General features: G+C 44.3%; 17 protein-coding genes and 2 pseudogenes. 15 read left to right on the forward strand and 4 right to left on the reverse strand.

All coding sequences use genetic code 11. The annotated features are described in order from the left end of the window. Positions 1-31 precede the first annotated feature (31 nt). From AC20MK_RS02060 to AC20MK_RS02110, 11 genes and pseudogenes are all read left to right on the forward strand, one after another. Positions 32-1,654, forward strand: coding sequence for a methylamine methyltransferase corrinoid protein reductive activase (locus AC20MK_RS02060; RefSeq protein ID WP_487356357.1), 1,623 nt, complete (start codon positions 32-34; stop codon positions 1,652-1,654). Positions 1,655-2,463: 809 nt separating this feature from the next. After that, positions 2,464-3,960, forward strand: a pseudogene (gene mttB, locus AC20MK_RS02065) ([trimethylamine--corrinoid protein] Co-methyltransferase). A gap of 41 nt (positions 3,961-4,001) precedes the next feature. Beyond that, entirely contained in the window at positions 4,002-4,652 is a 651-nt protein-coding gene (locus AC20MK_RS02070) for a corrinoid protein (RefSeq protein WP_487356358.1), read from the forward strand. Between the two features lie 125 nt (positions 4,653-4,777). Beyond that, on the forward strand, positions 4,778-5,824 hold the full coding sequence (locus AC20MK_RS02075; RefSeq protein ID WP_487356359.1) for a DMT family transporter: 1,047 nt from the start codon (positions 4,778-4,780) through the stop codon (positions 5,822-5,824). Position 5,825: 1 nt separating this feature from the next. Beyond that, on the forward strand, positions 5,826-6,122 hold the full coding sequence (locus tag AC20MK_RS02080) for a hypothetical protein (RefSeq protein ID WP_487356360.1): 297 nt from the start codon (positions 5,826-5,828) through the stop codon (positions 6,120-6,122). 12 nt (positions 6,123-6,134) lie between these two features. Next, complete coding sequence (locus AC20MK_RS02085; RefSeq protein WP_487356361.1) at positions 6,135-6,293, forward strand: hypothetical protein; 159 nt, start codon at positions 6,135-6,137, stop codon at positions 6,291-6,293. Positions 6,294-6,418: 125 nt separating this feature from the next. Then, positions 6,419-7,090: a dimethylamine corrinoid protein MtbC gene (mtbC, locus tag AC20MK_RS02090; protein WP_487357039.1), complete on the forward strand. Its 672-nt coding sequence runs from the start codon at positions 6,419-6,421 to the stop codon at positions 7,088-7,090. A gap of 15 nt (positions 7,091-7,105) precedes the next feature. Then, positions 7,106-8,509 (forward strand): annotated as a pseudogene (gene mtbB, locus AC20MK_RS02095) ([dimethylamine--corrinoid protein] Co-methyltransferase). A gap of 190 nt (positions 8,510-8,699) precedes the next feature. Beyond that, positions 8,700-10,532, forward strand: coding sequence for a cation:proton antiporter domain-containing protein (locus AC20MK_RS02100; RefSeq protein ID WP_487356362.1), 1,833 nt, complete (start codon positions 8,700-8,702; stop codon positions 10,530-10,532). 109 nt (positions 10,533-10,641) lie between these two features. Then, complete coding sequence (locus AC20MK_RS02105; RefSeq protein ID WP_487356363.1) at positions 10,642-11,922, forward strand: replication protein A; 1,281 nt, start codon at positions 10,642-10,644, stop codon at positions 11,920-11,922. Continuing rightward, positions 11,923-12,489 carry an RPA family protein gene (locus AC20MK_RS02110; RefSeq protein ID WP_487356364.1) on the forward strand — a complete coding sequence of 189 codons (567 nt, stop codon included), beginning with the start codon at positions 11,923-11,925 and terminating at the stop codon, positions 12,487-12,489. It begins immediately after the preceding gene. 186 nt (positions 12,490-12,675) lie between these two features. Here the strand turns inward: AC20MK_RS02110 and AC20MK_RS02115 are convergent, their stop codons facing one another. The 3 genes from AC20MK_RS02115 to AC20MK_RS02125 are packed head-to-tail and all read right to left on the reverse strand — an operon-like array spanning position 12,676 to position 14,531. Continuing rightward, positions 12,676-13,206, reverse strand: a complete 531-nt coding sequence (locus tag AC20MK_RS02115) for a metallophosphoesterase (RefSeq protein ID WP_487356365.1) — start codon at positions 13,204-13,206, stop codon at positions 12,676-12,678. Positions 13,207-13,236: 30 nt separating this feature from the next. Then, complete coding sequence (locus AC20MK_RS02120; RefSeq protein ID WP_305064192.1) at positions 13,237-14,025, reverse strand: DUF7839 domain-containing protein; 789 nt, start codon at positions 14,023-14,025, stop codon at positions 13,237-13,239. Beyond that, positions 14,022-14,531 (reverse strand): ArsR family transcriptional regulator, encoded by a 510-nt coding sequence (locus tag AC20MK_RS02125; protein WP_487356366.1) that lies wholly within the window; start codon positions 14,529-14,531, stop codon positions 14,022-14,024. Before AC20MK_RS02125 ends, AC20MK_RS02120 begins: the two co-directional genes overlap by 4 nt. A gap of 240 nt (positions 14,532-14,771) precedes the next feature. Here AC20MK_RS02125 and AC20MK_RS02130 point away from each other — a divergent pair, with 240 nt between their 5' ends. Then, positions 14,772-15,380 (forward strand): hypothetical protein, encoded by a 609-nt coding sequence (locus AC20MK_RS02130; RefSeq protein WP_487356367.1) that lies wholly within the window; start codon positions 14,772-14,774, stop codon positions 15,378-15,380. Between the two features lie 46 nt (positions 15,381-15,426). Here AC20MK_RS02130 and leuS read toward each other — a convergent pair whose 3' ends face one another. After that, positions 15,427-18,315: a leucine--tRNA ligase gene (gene leuS / locus AC20MK_RS02135; RefSeq protein ID WP_487356368.1), complete on the reverse strand. Its 2,889-nt coding sequence runs from the start codon at positions 18,313-18,315 to the stop codon at positions 15,427-15,429. 265 nt (positions 18,316-18,580) lie between these two features. Between leuS and cgi121 the strand changes: the two genes are divergently transcribed. The 3 genes from cgi121 to AC20MK_RS02150 all read left to right on the forward strand — a co-directional run bounded on the left by cgi121 (position 18,581) and on the right by AC20MK_RS02150 (position 21,596). Continuing rightward, positions 18,581-19,090, forward strand: a complete 510-nt coding sequence (gene cgi121 / locus AC20MK_RS02140) for a KEOPS complex subunit Cgi121 (RefSeq protein ID WP_487356369.1) — start codon at positions 18,581-18,583, stop codon at positions 19,088-19,090. A gap of 112 nt (positions 19,091-19,202) precedes the next feature. Continuing rightward, complete coding sequence (gene glpX, locus AC20MK_RS02145; protein ID WP_487356370.1) at positions 19,203-20,291, forward strand: class II fructose-bisphosphatase; 1,089 nt, start codon at positions 19,203-19,205, stop codon at positions 20,289-20,291. Positions 20,292-20,303: 12 nt separating this feature from the next. Then, entirely contained in the window at positions 20,304-21,596 is a 1,293-nt protein-coding gene (locus tag AC20MK_RS02150; protein ID WP_487356371.1) for a tRNA (N(6)-L-threonylcarbamoyladenosine(37)-C(2))-methylthiotransferase, read from the forward strand.

Genomic DNA, 21,596 nt, shown 5'->3' on the forward strand with positions numbered 1-21,596 from the left:
TGAAAGTATTATTATATCAGAGGTAATCAAAATGTATGGTATTGCATTGGATTTGGGAACAAGTGGGTTTCGTGCCCAGTTGATCGATCTGGAATCTAAAAAGGTTCTAAAGACGGCTATTACCATGAAACATCCGCTACCTGGTGGAAATGTCATGGATCATCTGGATTTCGCTATTCAGATCGGAGCAGATGTGGCCAATGAGATAATGTTGGATACTGTCAAAAGGATATTTGATGAGTTCGGTGTTGATCCTTCTCTCATTAAAAGAATTGCTGTTTGTGGAAATCCTATACAGCTCTCCCTTTTCCAGAACATAGAGATAAGAGACCTTGCTTATGCAGGTGAGAACAAGCAGAAAAAGTTGGGTGTTGAGAATGTGGTCAGGGATGCAAGGGTCTTCCCTGCAAACGAACTGTTCGAAGGTGTAATGGACCTTCCAAACTGTACCATTATAGTTCCTCCTGCGATAAAACATGAGATCGGTGCAGATGCTCTTGCTATGATGATCAAGACCGACTTTATGGACAAGGAGACTCCTTCGATGGTAACTGATTATGGTACCAATGCAGAGATGGCCATCAAGGTGGGTAATAAGATCATAACTGGTAGTGCGGCAGCGGGTCCTGCCATTGAAGGGCAGGGTATCAAATGTGGAATGCTGGCAAGTCCGGGTGCTATATCAGATGTAAATGTCGAGGATGGGCTGTGGAGGGTCACTATTCTCGATGAGTCCATGACCGAGCGCAAGGGGCATTTGATAGATCCTGTTACAGGGGAGATCAAAGAGTCTTCTGATGTTGTTGCAAAAGGTGTGACGGGTACTGGTGTAATTTCTGCTCTGGCCCTTGCACTGGAATGTGGTATTATGAAGAAAATACCTAAGCTTCCCAATGGTAAGCTTTTCCTTGATAAGGATATCGAGATATTTGAAAAGGATATTGAAGAGGCAGGTAAAGCTATTGGTGCTATAAGGGCTGCACAACTTACCCTTATGATCGAATCAGGTACTGCTTATAGTGACCTTGATAATATGTATATGGCCGGCGCAACGGGTGCTTATGTCGATGCGGACAAGGCGAGAAAATTGGGTTCCTGTCCTAATTTTGCACATAATATAGTACAATTCGGGAACACTTCAGTTGCACTTGCAAGGGACCTTGTTCTTGATGAGTCCAAGCTCGATGAGGTTATTGAGATGGCCCATAAGATCACCGCGGACCACTTGATGATGGCAACAAGTACGGTTTTCTCTAATATCTATGTGTGTGAGCTTTCTTACTGGACCCAGGGTATGCCTATTGAGATGTACAACCAGATGCTTGAAATGTACAAGTTACCTCCTCTGCCGGAAACTTTCATAAATCCGCGTATAGAGAAGAGGGTTGCAAAGGATATCGATGAGGTTGGCGTAGGCGGGCTTCAGATAGTCGGAGAACTTGGTATAATCATCGAAGAACATGCTCCTGATTGTATCCGCTGCAGTCAATGTGAGGTCGAATGTCCTGAGGATGCTATTGAGATAATTGAGCGCGATGGCGAGCTCTATGCAAATTATAATAGTGAAAGATGTCTTGGCACCAGTTGTAGAAGGTGTGTGGCCGTTTGTCCGGTAGATGCAATTCACTATAAGGATATCACTGTCAAACATTGAATACGCTTCTAGATGCGTATTCAATTCTTTTTTTATTTTTTTTAATATGTAGTTGCGGCAGCATCTCTTCTTTGTATTTAAATCTTCTGTCATTCGGTGTTTTGCTTTTAAACAACACCTCATTTAAAACATATTTTGATATATTATGATTAATATTGTAAAGTGTGCGTACCTGTGGATTAGCACATGTGTAGATACAACAAATAGGGGCAATTTTTCTTGTGTTATTTTGTCACGATTCTTGTATTTTATCTTTTTAGCTTCTATTGATGTTGTTTTTTTCCAGAAAACCACGACTGGCACTTCTTTTAGTGCCTGAGCAAATATGCTTGATTTAGGCTATATTCTAAAAATATTGAAGTTGTAATTATTTAGAAATTGTCCGTTTAAGGGTAATTTGTCATATATATTTTTGCAGTTGCTAACCAATAAATATATAAGCGAGTATTGAAAAGCAGGTATTACAGTAAAAAGCGGAGTTACGTCTGAAAACTGATGGTGGATGATAAAGTTAACAATTGCTAATAGGTTCCATGCGGATCTTGGCATGTTAGTGATGTTTTTCATCAGATGTTGCAAGGCGCTATATGAAACGCTGTTCGTAACAGGTCATTGATCTGTCTTGCGGGGTTTCATATCGAAGCAATATAATGTTGGCATTTCCGCCACATTCGGACACCCTTATGGGTGCTGTGATCTTTGTGATCTTGTCCGAATAAAAAAGACTTGCCGATATTATGATCGGGGACGTTCGTTCCAGGATCGATCCGATCTTACTAAAAAAGACAAATAAAGGAGTTGTAAAGAAAATGGCAGTTGCAGAAACATTCTATCCAGCTAGATCACCACTTTCAGGTGTACAGTTAGAGTTGTTCTCCGAGGATGACCTCAGAGCTATCCACTACGCTTCAATGGAAGTATTCCTTAACCCTGGTGTCCAGGTATCTGACGCAGAAGCAAGGGCTATCTTCAAGGAAGCTGGTTGTGAAGTCGACGAGAAGACCCAGGTAGTAAAGATCCCTGAGTACCTTGTAAACAGAGCACTTATGGACGCACCATCAAGGTTTATCCTCCACGGTCGCGACAAGAAGAACAATGTTGCAATGGAGCACAAGGGTAAGGTCCACTGGGTTAACTTCGGTACCGGTGTCAAGATGTGCAACTATGTAGCACCTGGCAAGTACGAGACAGTCGACTCCGTTGAGCAGGACATTGCAGATTCCGCAAAGCTCGTTGACTACCTCGATGAGATCAGCTACTTCACACTCTCCGTTTCCGCAAGGGACTGGGCAGGTAAGGGAGCACAGGATGTCCACGAGACATTCACACCTATAGCAAGCACCTCAAAACACTACCACCACATCGACCCTGTCGGTGAGAACGTAGAGTACTACAAAGGTATTGTTGACGCATACTACGGTGGCGACTCCGAGGAAGCACGCAAGAAACCTATCTTCTCCATGCTTCTGTGCCCAACCAGCCCACTCGAGCTCAGTGACAACGCATGCCAGGTCATCATCAAAGGTGCACGCTTCGGTATGCCAGTAAACGTTCTCAGTATGGCAATGTCCGGTGGATCCTCCCCAGTATTCAGGGCAGGTACACTCGTTACACACAACGCAGAGATCCTTGCAGGTATCGTACTCGCACAGCTCGTCCAGCCAGGCGCAGCAGTATACTACGGTAGCTCAACCACAACCTTCGATCTGAAGAAAGGAACAGCTCCAGTCGGTGCACCAGAACTTGGTATCATCAGTGCTGCAGTAGGTAAGCTCGGTCAGTTCTATGGTCTTCCAACCTGGGTTGCAGGTACTTAGGCAGATGCAAAGGTCCCAGACCAGCAGGCAGGCCACGAAAAGACAATGACCACCCTCCTTCCAGCATTCGCAGGATGTAACACCATCTACGGTGCAGGTATGCTCGAGCTCGGTATGACCCTCTCCATGGAGCAGTTGGTTATTGACAGCGACATCATCAAGATGACAAAGTCCGCAATGAAAGGTGTTCCAGTATCAGACGAGACACTCGCTGTAGCATCCATCCAGAAGGTAGGAATCGGTAACAATTTCCTTGCACACAAGGAAACCAGGAACAACATCGGTCTCGTTTCTGCTCCTGAGATTTTTGACAGGGACATGTTCGGGGACTGGGAAGCAGCAGGTTCCAAGGACATCGCAACCGTTGCACACGAGAAGTACCTCGACATCATGAAGAACCATGAAGTCAAGGCAATCGACAACGATCTTCTCGCAGACATGAAGGCTGTAATGGACAAGGCAGATGCTGCGTTCAGAGCAGGTATGTAAATTGGAATATAATTATTACATAAAATAAAGGAGTTTTAAAAATGGTTACACAGGATGAAATTAATGCGAAAGCAAAAGCTGCAGTCATGGATTTCGATGACGAGCTTGTTGAAGAGATTTGTGAAGAAGCACTCGATGCAAAGGTCGATATCGTCTCCCTTATTGAGGATGGTCTTACCGCAGGTATGAACGAAGTAGGCGACCAGTTCGAAGCTGGTACTCTCTTCCTTCCTCACGTCATTGCAGCATCTGAAGCAATGAGCGCTGGTGTTGCAATCCTCACCCCTGCTCTTGAAGCACAGGGTGGCGCAGCAGCATCTAAAGGAACCATCGTAATCGGTACCATCGCAGGTGACATCCACTCCATCGGTAAGGACATTGTTTTAACAATGCTCAAGATCGCTGGATTCAAGGTAGTTGACCTCGGCAGGGACGTTGCAATCGAGACATACGTAGAGGCAGTCAAGGAACACAAGCCACTTGTAGTTGGTTCTTCCGCACTCATGACCACAACAATGGTCCTTCAGATGCAGATCGAAGAACAGCTTAAGGAAGCTGGAATCCGTGACACTGTCCTGACCATGGTCGGTGGCGCACCTGTCACACAGGACTGGGCAGACAAGATCGGCTCAGACATCTATGCTGAGAACGCAACTGACGCAGTCGTCAAATGTAAAGCAGCAGCTGAGTAAATCTACTCTATGGGAAGATGAGGGGTTCGCTCGGACCCCTTTTTCTTTTCTTTAGAATTCATTATTAATTATTATATATTTGTATTTATTATTATTCTTATAATAGAGTTGGAGGAGGAGTCCTTTTGGATATAAGAGAATTGAAGAAATTGGAAAATAAACGTAAAATGAACAAGGGTTACATGTGGGCTTTGTTCTGTGCAATCTTATGGGGTATATGGTATATTCCTGGTACAATTATCTGGGCAGTACCTCCATTTGATGCAATGTGGGTAGATATTGATGCAACACACGGTGGTTCAATGGCAACCGTTGTTGTCGCTCTTTTGATATCTGCGTTCAATGCGTTAACTGTTATTGTTGCACTTCTTATATGGAATGGATATCTTGGTAAGTTCGGTGAGATGAAGAGAACGTTAAAGGAATTCCATCCATGCAGTAAATGGTTCTTCCTTGCGTCTATCTTTGGTGGACCAATTGCAATTCTTGGTTCATTTATCGCTATAGGATTTATCGGTGCAGGATTCGCAGCAGTTGCTGCTTTGACATACCCTGTGATCGGTTCCATCCTTGCAAGACAATGGTATGGTGAACAGATCTCCAAGAGAGCCTGGATGGGTATCCTTGTAATCATCGTTGGTGGTCTGACCATCTTCGTCGGTGGAGCAATCGCTGAGATATCAGCTGGAAATCTCAGCTACCTCGGATATATTGGTGGACTGATGGCAGCACTCGGATGGGGTATTGAAGGCGCTATTGCTGGAAAGGGTCTCGACATCGCAGAACCTGATGTAGGAATTACAATCAGATTCCTTGGTGAGAACCTCCTGTACTGGGTAATTCTTATACCTATTGCTGCAATTGCTGGTTATCCAATCCTCGAGTATGCACTTCAGGCATTCACCCCACTGGCACTCCTAGTACTTGGATTCGCAGGTATCACATTTGGTTTCTGCTATGTCTGCTGGTATAAATCCTTCCCACTTATCGGTGTTGGAAGAGGACAGGGTATCGGAAACCTTTACGGTCTTTGTGCTGTGATCTTCATGTATCTATTCATGGCACAGGTGCCAGCATGGACAGTACTTATCGGTGGTGCACTTTGTGTCCTCGGTAGCTTTGTAATGATCTCCGAAGAAACAGGTGAAATGGAATCTTTGAGAGGTGAATAATATGGCTGGACTACGCCCAATAAAATTCAGGTTGCTTGAGCTATTCTCTGATGAGAAAGAACACTGGAACAACGAGATCGTTGTACAGATGCAGAAAGAATACAACATGAACAACAATTTCGGCAGAGACTCACTTAATTTCGATATCCTTGAGCTGGCTTCAGGTGGTATGCTCAAGACTGTGGAATCTAAAGTAGATGAAGATGGTGTGTATAAGAAAGGTTTCCTTTTACACAAATATGTCATCACAGATTTCGGAAAGACTCGTGCATCAGATGCATGTCTGGAGTATGTATAAGGAGGTTTTGATATGGGAGTAATGAACGATCTAACAGTTGCTTACTATGGTCCTGGTTTTGATATGACCACCGCCCCTGTACCAGCAGCAGAATACACTTGGATGGTTGCAGTCATTATCATTGCATTGATTGCACTGTGGCAGGCAAGGACATTCGTGTCCCAATTCTAAGGACTCGAAACACAAAATATATATGTGTAGTTGGACTTTTGGGTAAACGATGGGGTATATGCCTCAGCGTATCCGCCCCAACTACACTTTCAATTTTCTATAAGTCCCTTTGGGATTGTCATAGAATTGTTTTCAAAGGAGGTTTTAAAACGACAAACGAAGAAATATTCAAAACACTATCCGATGCGGTAGTAACTTGCAAGAAAGATGATGTAGTAGCTGCAGTAGAGAAGGCAAAGGGCCAGGCTCCAGCAGTAGAACTTATCGACAAAGGTCTCGCAGCAGGTATGAACGAAGTCGGTGTACTCTTCGAGAGAGGAAAGCTTTTCCTTCCACACATCATGATGGCAGCAGACGCAATGACTGCTGGTATCGAACTGCTCCAGGACGAGCTTGTAGCCAGCGGCGAAGGCGCATCCCAAAAGCTCGGTGTAATCGTAAACGGTACCGTCGAGGGTGACGTTCACGACATCGGTAAGGCGATCGTATCAACAATGCTTCAGGCAGCAGGCTTTGAAGTCCACGATATTGGCAGGGATGTTCCTGTACAGAACTTCATTGACAAGATCAAGGAAACCAACGCTGACATGGTCGGTCTTTCCGCACTTATGACAACAACCCTTCAGGGCCAGAAAGAAGTCATCGAGCTTCTCAAAGAGAACGGCATGAGGGACAACATAAAGGTCATGGTCGGTGGCGCACCAGCAACAGACGCATGGGCAAAGAAATGTGGCGCAGACTGCTATGCAGAAAATGCAAGTGAAGCTGTCGCAAAGGCAAAAGAGCTTCTCTTATAATTCTAAGGTGTAAACATGGCAACAGAATATTTCTTAAGAATGGGTGACGGTCAGAAGATCTTCATGACCAAGGAAGACATACTGGCTGATATCGAAGCAGGTTGTGCTGACGCAGCAGACCTTGGTAACATCCCAGCACTTTCCGAAGATGAAATGGACCATATGCTTGACATCATCACTGCTCCTGGCAGGATCGTCGGTGTAGAGCCTGGACTTGAAGTTCCAGTAACACACGACATCGGTGCTATCAGGATCGATGGTGACCAGGGTAACAGTGGTGTAGGTATCCCTGCAAGCAGACTCGTTGGTTCAATGATCCACGAGCGTGCATTTGGCGCAGACACAATGGAGCTCGGTCACATCGACTACAGCTTCAAGCCAGTCAAGCCAGTTATCTCCCAGGAACAGCAGACAATGGAAGTTTGCCAGCAGAACATGGTTATTCCTATGCTCTACGGTGCAATGCCAAACATGGGTCTGTACTACACTCCTGATGGTCCTTTCGAGAACCCAGGCGACCTTATGAAAGCTTTCAAGATCTCTGAAGCTCAGGAATCTATCCAGAAAGCTGGTGACCACGGAATCCGTGACATGGTCTGGATCATGCAGAAACTCCAGGCAGTCGGCTCTGACGGTGTCAACTTCGATACCATCGGTGCAGCTGGCGACGGTGACATGTACGCATCACTTAATGCTATCGAGGCACTCCGAAAAGAGTTCCCTAACATGTACATCAACGCAGGTATGGCAGGAGAACTCGTTCTCGGTATGCACGGTGACCTTGAGTACGATGGTACCAGACTTGCAGGTCTCTGGCCACACGAGCAGGTATTACTTGCTGAGAAGGCAGGAGCTAACACCTTCGGTCCTGTATGTAACACAAACACCAGCAAGACCTCCGCATGGAACATGGGTCGCTCAGTAACATTCACAAAAGCAGCTGTCGAAGCAGCAAGCATCCCATGTCACGCAGATATGGGTATGGGTGTCGGCGGTATCCCAATGCTTGAGACCCCTCCAATAGATGCAGTAACAAGGGCAAGCAAGGCAATTGTTGAGATCGGCGGCGTAGATGGAATATAGATCGGTGTTGGCGACCCACTCGGTATGCCAATCGCACACATCATGGCTTCCGGTATGACCGGTATGAGAGCAGCTGGTGACCTTGTTGCAAGGATGCAGTTCTCAAAGAACATGAGGATCGGAGAAGCAAAGGACTTCGTAGCAAAGAAGCTCGGTGTCGAAAATGCAGACCTTTCCGACGAGTACGTCATGAGAGAGATCAGAGAAGACCTCGACATCGGTGTAATCACCTCTGTTCCAGGTTGCGCAAAGGGTATTGCAGCTAAGATGAACATCGAGAAACTCCTCGGCATCGACATCAACTGCTGTGACACCTTCAGGAACACAATCGCATAATTTCAATAAAAGTAGATGGGGTTTTACCCTTTCTTCTTTTTACCTTTTCTTTTTTGCAGTGTTTTTTCAAAATTATTTGGTTTCAACGCCATTATATTAGTCGTTTTTGGAAACAGATTTATATTTTAATTGCATTATCACTATTAACATTAATCAGTTAGATGCCTAATATGCTTTCTGGAGTTTTAAAGTGGAATCCATATATCTGTTGCAGGTCGCACTCGCGGTATTGATCATGAGCCTTGTGGCACAAAGCCTAAGCAGGCTATTCAAAATGCCCGTCCTTATTTTTCTGCTTGCAGAAGGTATCATTGCAGGACCTGAGGTACTTGGACTTCTGGACCCTTTTCTTCTTGGAGAAGGCCTTACTGCAATAGTTTCCTTGTGTGTTGCAGTGATCGTATTCGATGGTGGTCTCCATATTGATCTTAAGTCTATAAGGTCTATCCAGCAGGGTGTGCTTAGTCTTATTACGGTGGGCGTGATCATCACATTCATCTTCGCAACACTTTTCACCCACTATATAGTCGGTCTTTCACTGGAGATATCTGCGGTATTCGGTGCCTTGGTCACTGCGACGGGACCAACTGTGATAACTCCTGTTGTGAGGCAGGTGCGAGTAAACCATAGGGTCAGCAAAACCCTCGAGCTTGAAGGGGTGCTTAATGATGCAGCGTGTGTAATTCTGGCTGCACTTGTGTTCGAGGTTATTATTTCCCAGCTTTCAGGATTTGAAGCTGTGAGCTTTATAGTATACAGAACGATGATAGGTCTTACTATGGGTATTGCAAGTGGTCTTCTGCTTACTCGTTTTTTATCAAGTTCTGTACTTTCCGAGCAAGTGGTCCGTTTTGTTACATTTACGTCCGTAATAGCAACTTTTGTAATATCCGAGTCATTAGGCGCAGAATCAGGCATCCTTGCAGTAGCTCTGTTCGGTATTATTGTAGGTACTTCTAATATTCGTTACAAGACCGCACTGAAGGAATTCAAATCTGATCTTGTGCTAATGATGCTATCTTTGATATTCATTCTCCTTGCTGCAATGCTGAAGTTCGAGGACATCTTCAGAATAGGTCTTGCCGGGATCATTGTTGTATTACTGTTGGTATTCTTTGTCAGGCCACTTTCCGTTTTCGCTAGTACTGCAAAGACTACTTTCAGGACAAATGAAAAACTGTTCATCTCATTTGTTGGTCCTCGGGGTGTTGTACCCGCATCCATTGCAACCTACTTTGCGATAAAACTGAATAGTTTAAATATTGAAGGCGGGCAAGAACTTGTAGGCCTGGTATTTTTAACTGTTATCATTACTGTATTAATGACAGGTCTACTGTCAAAATATGTTGCTAAGTTTTTAGGAGTGATACCCATGGAGATCCTTGTAGTAGGTGGAGGAGAAGTCGGCAGAATACTTTCGGAGAGATTTGAGAAAAGAGGCGAAAATGTAGTTGTCGTTGAATCATCCGAGGAACATTGCCAACGCCTTATGAAATCTGGAATTCGTGTCATACACGGTGATGCGGAAGATGTGAACGTGCTCAAAAAGGCCGGTATTGAGAATGTAAAATATGTCGTTGCAAGTACCGATCAGGATAATACTAATCTTCTGGTATGCCAGATCGCAAAGACGAAGTTCGGTTTCAAACAAGATCAGATCATTGCAAGGGTGAACAATATGGAAAACCTGCATGCTTTCTGGGACCTTGATATACGTGCAATGAGCCCTGCAATGAGTACTGCCCTTTTCCTCGATAATATGGTTGGAAGGCCTCACATGTTCTCCATGTGCGAAGTAGGTGAAGGCGGGGATATACTCGAGATCAAGGTCACAAATCCAAAGGTTGCAGGAAAAGCCATAAAAGAGTTGTCTCTTCCTGAGTCTAGTCTTCTGCTAATGGTGAGAAGGGGCGATCAATCGTTCATCGCAAACGGGAATCTTGTGCTCGAATTCGATGATATGGTAACCGTCATTGGTGAAGGGGATGCTGCAAAGGTGGTTGCGGATCTTTTAGGAAGGTAATCTCAGCTCTGCTATTACTTTCACTCCGCTTCCTTTACTTATTTATACTCAAGGGATGTAGTTAGTTTGCCTCTCTATCAGGAACAAACAAGAGGCTTGAGGAAATAATATGGATAAAACAGCAGAGAGCATAAAAGCAAAATTTTTAGAACTTGGTGCAGATATACCCCTTGAGGAAATTGTAGAGCGTCTTGATAAGCTTGTGACGAAATTCAAAGTTCCTCTTGATGAAGCTCGCAGAAGTGTTATTACATATTTCTTAAAAGAACATGATCTCGACAGAAATGCTTTTTTTGGTGTTCAGTCATCAACACCTGATTCGAGGTCAACACCCGATGTTAAGCTCAATGGGATCGATGAGGGCGGAAAATGGGTGAACATCAAGGCAAAGGTCTTACAATTATGGGACAGTTCCCATGAATCTGTTTCACAGGTAGGGATCATAGGCGATGAAACCGCTACAATAAAGTTCATCAAATGGTCACGTGATACTCTCCCTGATGTTGAAGAGGGGAAAAGCTACTATTTCAAGAACGTTGTTAGCAATGAGTGGAATGGAAGGTTCGAAGTAACTCTTAATAAGAATACCTTAGTAGAAGAACTGGATGAGGACATTGAAGTAATTTCATCTCCGATGGGTGGGGCCGGAGACGGGCAGCCTGCGCCAGTGGTAAATGTTGCTGATATTGCAGAAGATGGAAAATGGGTATCTATTAGGGCAAAGGTGTCTCAGTTATGGGACAATTCCCACGAATCTATATCTCAGGTAGGATTGGTCGGAGACAGCACCGGTACTATCAAATTCATCAAATGGACAAGTGCAGATCTGCCTGATCTCACAGAGGGTAGCAGTTATCTTTTTAATAATGTCGTTGCACAGGAATGGAATGACAAGTTTTCGGTAACTCTCAACAAGAACAGTTCCATAGAAGAGCTTGATGAGGAAATTGAGATCGCTTCTTCTTCCATAACATTTGCTGGTGCAATGGTGGACGTACAGTCAGGTTCAGGGTTGATAAAACGTTGTCCTGAGTGTAAAAGGGCACTGACGAAAGGTGCCTGTATGGAGCATGGAAAAGTAGATGGTACTTATGATCTACGTATCAAGGCAGTTCTTGATGATGGTAACACTGCACAGGAATCTATCCTTAAAAGAGAGCTCGCTGAACAGATAAGTGGTATTACTCTGGATGATGCGATCTCCATGGCTGCTGATGCACTTGATCAGGGTGTTGTCCTTGATCAGATGAGGCTAAAATTAGTTGGGAATTATTTCATTGTGACTGGCTCTAAGGTCGATCGATATATTCTTGTGGATTCAATTGAACTGCAGGATGGGATGGATATGGAAATGCTTGATGAACTGATCGCAGATGCGGAGATGATCTAAATGGCTGGATATGTTAGGGAAGTTTCAAGGCGCGTTTTTGCACAGGAATTCAGGGAATCCGATCTCACATTCAAGGATGGGGATGATCAGTACTCACCACAATATCTGTTGACACCTACCGGTGCAAAGGTAAATCGCCTTTTCATTGTGGGTACTCTCATAGAAAAAGAGGACATTGGTACGGATTCCGAGTATTGGAGAGGTCGAGTGTCCGATCCAACCGGTTCTTTCATGATCTATGCAGGTCAGTATCAACCGGAAGCTGCTCAGGCTCTTGCAGAATGTGAAACTCCTGCTTTTGTAGCGATCGTAGGTAAGCCAAGCACTTATACAAATGCTGAGGGTACGGTCTTTACATCAGTAAGGCCGGAATCTATCTCAATTGTGGATGTTACAACACGTGATCTTTGGGTTGCGGATACTGCAAGGCGAACTCTTGAGCGTATAAAGGACCTTGATAGTATGGATTCCAATGTTGTCAAAGCAAAAGAGCACTACAATACTGATAAAGATCATTATTCATCGATGGTCAGGGAAGCTTTGAGATCATTGAAAGAAGATCTCTGATATTTCAACAACTGCACATTTTGTGCAGTTCTCCTATTTTTGATACTTATTAGGTATAATTCTGTAGATATTCATTAGGTCCTGAAATTTAGCGATAAAGGCGCTTAGTTCTTCATAACATTGATGTAATGTTCAAAATAAAAAATATAAAATGTAAGGAAGAATAAAGCCTGGTCAATATAGATCTTATCTATTGTTCTCCAGATCCCGTGAAAAATCGATGGAACCGCATGTTTTTCCTTCTACCTCAACTATCCTTGGCAATATTTTACCATCATTGATCTCTATCAATACCACAGATGGGTCCGATTGACGTGGCTTTGTAGGTGACCCCGGGCATATCAGTATGACATCACTTTTTTCTATCAGTGGTCTGTGAATGTGTCCGAATATAAGGACATCAACCCCCATCTCAAGGGCCAGGTAGCGCAAAGCGATCGTATCCATGATGGATAGTGAGCCTTCATGTACTATCCCTATCTTAATTCCCTCGGTTTCAAAAACAAGTCTTTCGGGCAATATTCTTTTTAATTCGGGATCATCTGAATTACCACATACTGCCTTAAGTTTGCCTGTGGCTGCAAATGCATTATAGCATTCGGTTGATGTGAAATCGCCAGCATGGACAATCATGTCGCAGTCATCGACTAATTTTCTGTAAGTGGGGGGTATGTCTCCTCCCTTAAGATGTGTGTCAGAAATAGCAAGTATTTTCATATTTATTCCTTCATAAATATCAGCTTTTCCTCACTGAACAGTGAGGTCTACAAGCTCATATTCCAGATTTTCAATTTCCAGCCTGCTCATGATCTGGGGTACTTCTTCATCGATTGCAAGTACCAGGGATGATAATCCGTGAAATGCAGCTTCCACAATTGATTCTTTGGCCCCATACATCACATCGGGTTCCTTGTTTATCTTTTTCAATGCCACAAGGGATTCGACACCAATGACTGCAATAAATGATTTTGAACTGGCAAGTTTTTCCAGTCTTTCAAGATCTACATTTCTTGATCCGCCACGTTCACTTCGTGGTATCTTGCATACGGTGATGCTTGCCGTTTCAAGTTCGATCATTCCCAAAAGGTTCGTAACTCCAACATCATCCCCTTTTTCAACAGAAGATATGGTTATGCCGGTTGCACTCGTTATATTCGTTTTGCTGACGTAAAGTAAACCCTTTCGCATCTGAAGATATACGTCATCCCCTTTTTCAAGATCTTCATCTGCAATGGCTGTCCATGTGGAAACATGACTGATGATATCGCTCATGACAAAATTAGCATAACGTTTCATGTCCGCTGCGCCTTCAAGGACCCATTCAACACCTTTTTTAGTGATCCTGTAACGTACGCGGCCATCAGAAAAGATAAAACCTTCAGCGGTAAGTTCTTTTATATATTCAGAAACTGCCTGGGGAGTAACACCGATCTTTTCAGCTATCTCCTTCTGGCGAACATTTGGCTGATGTGCAGCAACTTCTGTAAGTATCTGAAATTTGGTGATACCACTTTTACTTTGAAGAATATCTATCATTCATTTTCCTCATTCATCTTGAGCCTTTGTCCCATGACAGAAAGCTTTGATGATCTTCTGGCCAGAGAGCGAATATATAATGGATTTTTGTTCATGGCACGCGTCAGACTGCTCATGGAATGATTTCCTTTCTCTACCAGTTCTTCAAGTTCGGTTATGAGATCACTTATCTCTTCATATTTATTGAAAGTAAGTATTATTATATCGCTCAGGTCTTCAAAAGAACACTGGAAGTTCGATTGAACTTTAGAATAAGATGAATGATATTCCTTTTCGGGCATTTTACCGGGTTCCGGCATGTGCCACTGACTTTCAAGAAGTCCACATTTTTTCAGTATGCTGATGCTTTCTGTTGCATCAAATCCCATTTTTTCTTCTATGTCTCCTTTTGTCAACCATTCTTCTAAAAGGAGATTGAACACCTGTTTATGTTCTTTTGACTGAAAAGTCTGGAGCAGGGGAACCAGTTCTGAGGGGTCATTTATAATTCGAGTCCTTTTCGGCATTATTATAAACCTCTTATAAGGTAAGTTTGGGGGGTTTCGCAGATCCTTTCGGGTAAAATCCACTTTTTCATTCACTACGCTTACTTACATATGCAACTTTTACTAAATAAAGGTGTTGTGGGGTTATGACTAATTGTGCATATTTTAGTGTCTTATGCTCTTCTTTTTTATGATATGCAACATTATCTCTGATTGACCGATACATTTATCCAAGTTTGTTATCAATATTGGTTAGGAAGCATGGCTGAATATCTATACAAAAAAATTTATAAGGTACTTGATAAAAAGCAATTATCCATAAGCGGCATAAGCAGGGAGCTCAAAGCAGAAGGTCTTGACGAGCACCGTCTTATTATCACAGGTTATCTTCGCGCATTGCGTGATATGGATAAATTAAAGGAAGTTGAGATCCCTCCCTCCAAGATATATGTGTGTGTGGAGAGTGGTGGTGCATCCGAAAGTGAACTGTATTCTGTAATGGCTAAACATTTTCAATCCCTTGATAAGGATATTCGTTTTCCTGTAGCCGTTCATATTGCCACTTCCATCTTTGAAAGACCTGTTTTTAAAGAAGAACTGAAATTAATGGGTATAAATGAATCCCACATCAGGAACTATCGCCGTTCTCTCATTAAGGTGGAGGATCTGGCGGGCAAGGACCTGAAAGATTTGAGAAGGTCCATCAATCGTATCGAAATTCCTGATTCGGACCCTGCATATAATATCGCAGTGGATCCCACATCAAGCGAGATACTGAAGATTGCAAACACTGTTCTCATTGCTTTGGTCAAAGAGATGTCCGACCTTAGTGGTCTTGTGCCAAAGACAAAACAGGTAACTCTGATCTAAGGCTAAGGTCATAAAAAAAGGTGGTGAAGGGTAGATCCCCTCCACATCATTCAAGATAGATGGCCGGCCTGAGCGGATATGCGAACCTTGCCTTATTTTCGGGGTCATACTCCGCATTATCTGCTGAATATATCTCAACAGGGCATCCAAGCTCGTTCTTGAAGAATTCCATATTTTCCTCAAGTGCGACCTTCTCATCAAGATCGAAGTTCGAGAGTGTATCGAACTTTTCTTCGTTCATGGCCGTTATGTCCGAAACGACCTTCTGCGCGAACTTAGGTACTTCTTTCCCATGGCGCCTCATGTCCGGATCGCTCATGAGGTCCTTTATGAGTACACCGGGGTTCAGGTTTCCTTCCTTTTGCATTGAAAGGGCCTTCTTGAACGTCTCCATCTTCCATTCAGGTGAAGTGTACAATATTGCCTTCTTTGGTGTGAGCTTCGTGACCCTTATGATCTCATCAACATCTGAAAGGGTACTGCTGATAAGCTCTTCTGTAAATTCAGCCTGTGTGTCCACAAGACTTTCATCATATTGCGGATAGTCTGCCAATGAAATTAGATCATTGTCTGTATGGCCTATTGCCTCCCATATCTCTTCACATATATGTGGTGTGAATGGTGCCATAAGTCTTATCCATACATCCAGTACCTCACAAAGAAGAGCGCTTCCGCCACGTTTCTGATACCATCTTATATCATTGAACAGCAGGAAGTATGCATTCTGCAATGCATTTCGTGTCCTGATCGTATCAAGCGCTTCATTCGTTTCAAGTATGCGCTGCTGCAATCTGCTGAGCATCCATCTGTCGATACCTTTCAGGTTCTCCATATTACAGGTTGGGATGCCGGATCCGATAATATCCTTTGAGAAATTATAGAACCTTTCTATCTGCTTTCTGGCAGTTTCGATTCCGGAGTTCTTCCAGTCTGCATCCTGCATCTGTTCTGCACTGGAAAGGATGTACATCCTGGAAATGTCCGCACCATAATTTGTGATGGCATCATTTAGTGTAAGAAGGGGACCCTTTGACTTGCTCATCTTCTTTCCTTCGAGTGACACAAAACCATTGATGGCTATTGCACGTGGCCATTTATCCTCATCGAAGATAGCTACGTGGTGGAACAGGAAGAACAAAAGGTGGTTCGGTATCAGGTCCTTTCCTGAAGACCTCAGGTCCACAGGGTACCAGTAATCGAAATCGCTACTTATCTGTTCGATAATATCTGCATCGATTCCGCTCTTTTCAGCAGCATTCTCCAATGAACCTTTTTTAAGGAGCACATGGTCGAACAGTTCCGGTACGAGCTGCTCGGTCTCAATTCCCGCTGCAATGAACTTGGCAACTACATAATATGACATGTATATCGTGGAATCCCCGAGGGACTCAATAAGCCACTGGTTATCAAAGGGCAGAAGTGTTCCAAGACCTTTCTTCCTCGCACATGCCTTATCCTTGAGCCAGTCAACCTTATTGTTGAACTCTACCCTGAGGTCTTCAGGGATGATGTCCATGTTCTCGATACAGCGGTAGACCTTGTCCTTCCATTCAGGGTTCGAATAGTTGAGGAACCACTGTCCCTTTACCATATTTACAACACATGGTGTGCCGCAACGGCAGACGACAGGTTCACTGAACTCGTAGAACACTTCGCCGATACCGCTCTCGATCAGGTCCCTGGTAAGGACATCCTTGATCTTGGAAACAGCCATTCCGGAATACTTGCCCGTATTTTCCTTGAGCACACCGCCATGGAACTCGCGGCGATATACGATCTTTGTCGCCTCTTCTGCCCTGGGATCGTCCTGGTCCTTTACCTCGAACTGTTCCACAGCCTCTATTGCTGGGAATTCTCCGAACTCTTTCACTTTGATCAGTGAAATGAACTTGAGTTCCCTCAGGTCTTCAGTGATCCCATATTCACTCAGGTCCTTGTCATAGAGGTCTCTCAAAGCAAGATAATCGTATGGTGCATGCGAAGGCACGCTCATTACGATACCACTTCCGTTCTCTCCCTTGACAAAGGACGCCGGCAAGGTAATGACCTGTGCATCGTTCAGAGGGTTCATGACCTTGATACCTATCAATGACCTGGCATCGATATCCTCGATGAACTCTACCTCTCTGTCCGTGAAGGTAAGTTTACGATATGCTTCCTTGCTTACTACCCAGACCTCTTCATTGCCTTCAAAGGTCACTTTTATCTTAACATGTTCCAGATCAGGATTGATCCACAGATTTGTCACACCGAAGACCGTTTCAGGTCTTAATGTGGCACATGGGATGATCATGCCATCATACTTGAACTTGACAAGAGTATAATCGATGATCGTAGCTTCTTCTCCGTGGAGGATATCATGGTCTTCCACTGGATTATCGTCATTGGGGCACCATTTGACAGGATGGGAGCCCTTGACGATGAGGTCCTTTTCATAAAGCAGATTGAACTGCCATTCGATGAACTTCTTATAATTTGGATCGGTGGTAGTGAACTTGCGTCTCCAGTCGATGGAATATCCTATGGATCGCATGGACCTTTCAGCTTCCACACTGAAATAATCAACTATCTTTTCAGGAGTGTCCATTCCCTTGAGCGTTTCCATTGGTATGCCGTGGAACTGGGAATACACCTTCATTGTCTCAGGGTCACGATTCTGAATGAGCTCTGCAAGTCCCACTATCGGTGTTCCGGTCACATGGAATCCCATTGGGTAGAGGACATTGTTGCCCAGCATTCTCTTGTACCTTGCAACGACATCACCGATGGTGAATGTCCTTGTATGCCCGGCATGGAGATTTCCGTTCAGGTAAGGGTATGGTATAGTTATGAAATACTTGTCGCGGTCATCGGCTTCAGCTTCAAAGACCTTGCTCTCATTCCATTTTTGTTGCCATTTCTGTTCAATATTGCTTGAATTATAATCCTGTTGCATAAATAACACCGTTCCAACAAGTTCTTATCTTATTTCGAGAACACATCATGCATAGCTTCGATCTTAGTATCCGCGACTTTTGCTATGGAAAATTGGAGATATGATAATAGCTCTAGTTCTGATATAATCAGTCATAAGTTATATTCCGTTTAATTAATGACAAACTAAATAAAAGAAGCGGAAAGAACGCTTTCCTTTGAGTATATATTGTTTTCTTTATATGCTGACCGTCATACTTATTGAAGGGAAATCCAATCCTCATATCATGTATATCCAGCTTATAGAAGGCTCTTTGGTCATAGATGAACTGCAAAAGTTCCTGAAAGGTCTTTCTTCAATAGCATCCGAACACGATGTGATAATACAGGGAATGGATGCCGGCAAGATCGCTGGAAAAGCCCATATCGACCATGCTATCTCAAAGGCAATGAAAGCAATGGAAAATGGTACTAATATTGCAAAGGACCTCGGGGTGGAGATGATGCGCTATGCTTCCGGCAAAAGGCAGATCGGAGAGGCTTTTTCCATTGGGCTTTCCGAGGGCAGGCTGGACGTAGTGTTCATCATAATGGGGGATCCTGAGAAAGTAGGCGAAGCCGCTAAGAAGGTCTTTTCACTGGTCGAGCCCTCGGATGTGCTCGAACATTCAGTGTCCAAGAACGAGAAGCTCATTTCCCAATTCTCCATAACTGACGCTGAGATCGAAGCTGTGGGAGAGGGCCGGATACCTGAACTGGTCCTGGAGAGGGTCGCTCTTGTGGATGTTCTTAAATAAGTCTATTTCGACCCTTATTTGTACCAATGTTCGTTCTTGATGAAAATTTAATGAAAAACATTAATAGTTTTGAAACATTAGTCAGCTACATACGTTTATCGGAGATGATATTTTGCCTCACCCAAAGACAGTAGAGAACATGATAAAATGCGCAGGTCCTATCGAATGTGCATTACTTCCAAGCCTTATCCACGTAACAGAAGCTGCAGCCATTGCTGCATCATATCAGATGGGCAAAGGCGACAAGAACTACGCAGATCAGGTTTCCGTAGAGGCCATGCGTAGGATGATGAACACCCTTGATTTCAAAGGTGTTATCAAGATCGGTGAAGGTGAGCGTGATGAAGCTCCCATGCTATTCATCGGTGAGGAAGTCGGTACAGGCAAAGGTGACATCGTAGTGGATATTGCGGTCGATCCCCTTGAAGGGACAAACCTGACCGCAGACGGTATACCTGGTTCCATCTCCGTTATGGCAATGGCAGAGCCTGGTGGATTGTTCCATGGTCCTGATGTTTATATGGACAAGATCGTTGTGGGTCCTGATGTGGTTAGGTATGAAAAGGAACATCCTGATGAAAAGATAGACCTTGATGCACCTATCGTAAAGAACCTCGAGATCGTTGCAAAGGCACTTGAAAGGGATATCGGAGAGATCGTAGTTGTCATCCTCGAAAGGGACAGGCACAAGAGCATGATCGAGGAGATCCGTGCCACAGGTGCACGTGTGAACCTTGTTTCTGACGGTGACCTCATGCCAGGTGTTTCCACAGCCATACGTGGTTCAGGTATCCACGTCGTAATGGGTTCAGGCGGTTCTGGTGAGGCTGTGCTGACCGCAGCTGCGATCAAGATCCTTGGCGGCAAGGTCCTTGCAAGGCTCGTCCTTCCGACAGTAGCCAACGGTGGATCTGAAGAAGATATCGCAGCAGAGAAAGTAGAGAAGATGCCTCGTCTTGCTACAATGGGTATCACAGAAGATAACATCAATGATATTCTTGATACTGACAAACTCGTTCCTGGTACAGATTTCATATTTGCAGCATCCGGGGTCACAAGTGGTCAGTTCCTGAACCAGGTGAACCTTTTCGGTGGCGGGGATGCCAGGGTACACAGTATTTGCATGGGCAGTTCCGGTGTTGTAAAACTGACCGATTCCATCTATATCGGTGACAAAGAACAGACACCTCTGCGTCTGTAATTGCTCCTTGACATGAAAGCACACATCACAACCTATGGATGTTCGGCAAATCAGGCTTCATCCGAGATCATGATCGCATCGGTCAAAGATCTTGGGTATGAGCTTGTGGATGAGAAGGATGCCGAAGTAGTGGTCATTAACACATGCACTGTTAAGTATACCACTGAGCAGAAGATCCTTCACAAGATCGAGGACCTGGGGCATAAGGGTATAGATGTGGTCGTCACCGGCTGCATGCCCCAGGTACAGCTCGAAACTATACTTGAGAGGAATCCCGATGCTCATATACTTGGTGTGAACTCCATTTCAAAGATAGGGCAGACCCTGAGATCTATCGAGAACTCCCGTAACGGCGGTTCACGCGAAAGGGTGGAACTGATAACCTCCGAGCCGGAAGGATTTCTCAAGACCGCTCATTCACGTTTTAATCCGAACATACACATCTGCCAGATATCTCAGGGATGCGATTATAGCTGTGCCTATTGCATAGTTACGATAGCCCGGGGCAAATTACGCTCTTTCGATGCTGAATCCATCGTTGAGGATGTTCGCATGGCAGTGGATGAGGGATGCCGTGAGATATGGCTGACCTCACAGGATAATGGGCAGTATGGCACTGACAGGGATGTGTTGCTTCCGGAGCTCTTAAGGCGTATCGTGGCTATCCCGGGAGATTTCAAGGTAAGGGTCGGTATGATGAACCCGTTCTCGGTAACTCCTATCCTGGAGGACCTCATCGAGGTTTTCAGGTCCGATAAGATATACAAGATCGTGCATCTCCCTATACAGTCCGCATCCGACAATGTCCTCAGGAAGATGAACCGTTATCATTCCATAGAAGAGACCAACGGCATAATTTCCCGCTTAAGGGATGCTTTTCCGGATCTCACCCTTTTCACTGATATAATCGTAGGATTCCCCAGTGAATCCGATGAAGATTTCAACATGACACTTGAATGGGTAAAGACAATGAAGCCTGACAAGGTGAACATCTCCCGTTATACTCCACGACCCCTTACAAAAGCACTTGAATATAGAAATCTTGATACCCGTATCGTTGTCGAGCGCTCGAATAAGCTTCACAGACTTTGTGATTCCATTAAGTTGGATTCAAAGAAAAAAATGATCGGCTGGAAGGGGAAGGTTTTCATTTCAATGGATGCAAAGGTCAAAGGGGTTATGGCACGCACTACATCCTACAAACCGGTCGTTCTTCCAGAAGGTTCTGTTTCTCCGGGAACCTCCTGCAATGTTGAGATATATGACACAACCGCCGGATATTTCCTCGGGCGTGTTCTGGACTGA

Source organism: Methanococcoides sp. DA23, from assembly GCF_057593895.1.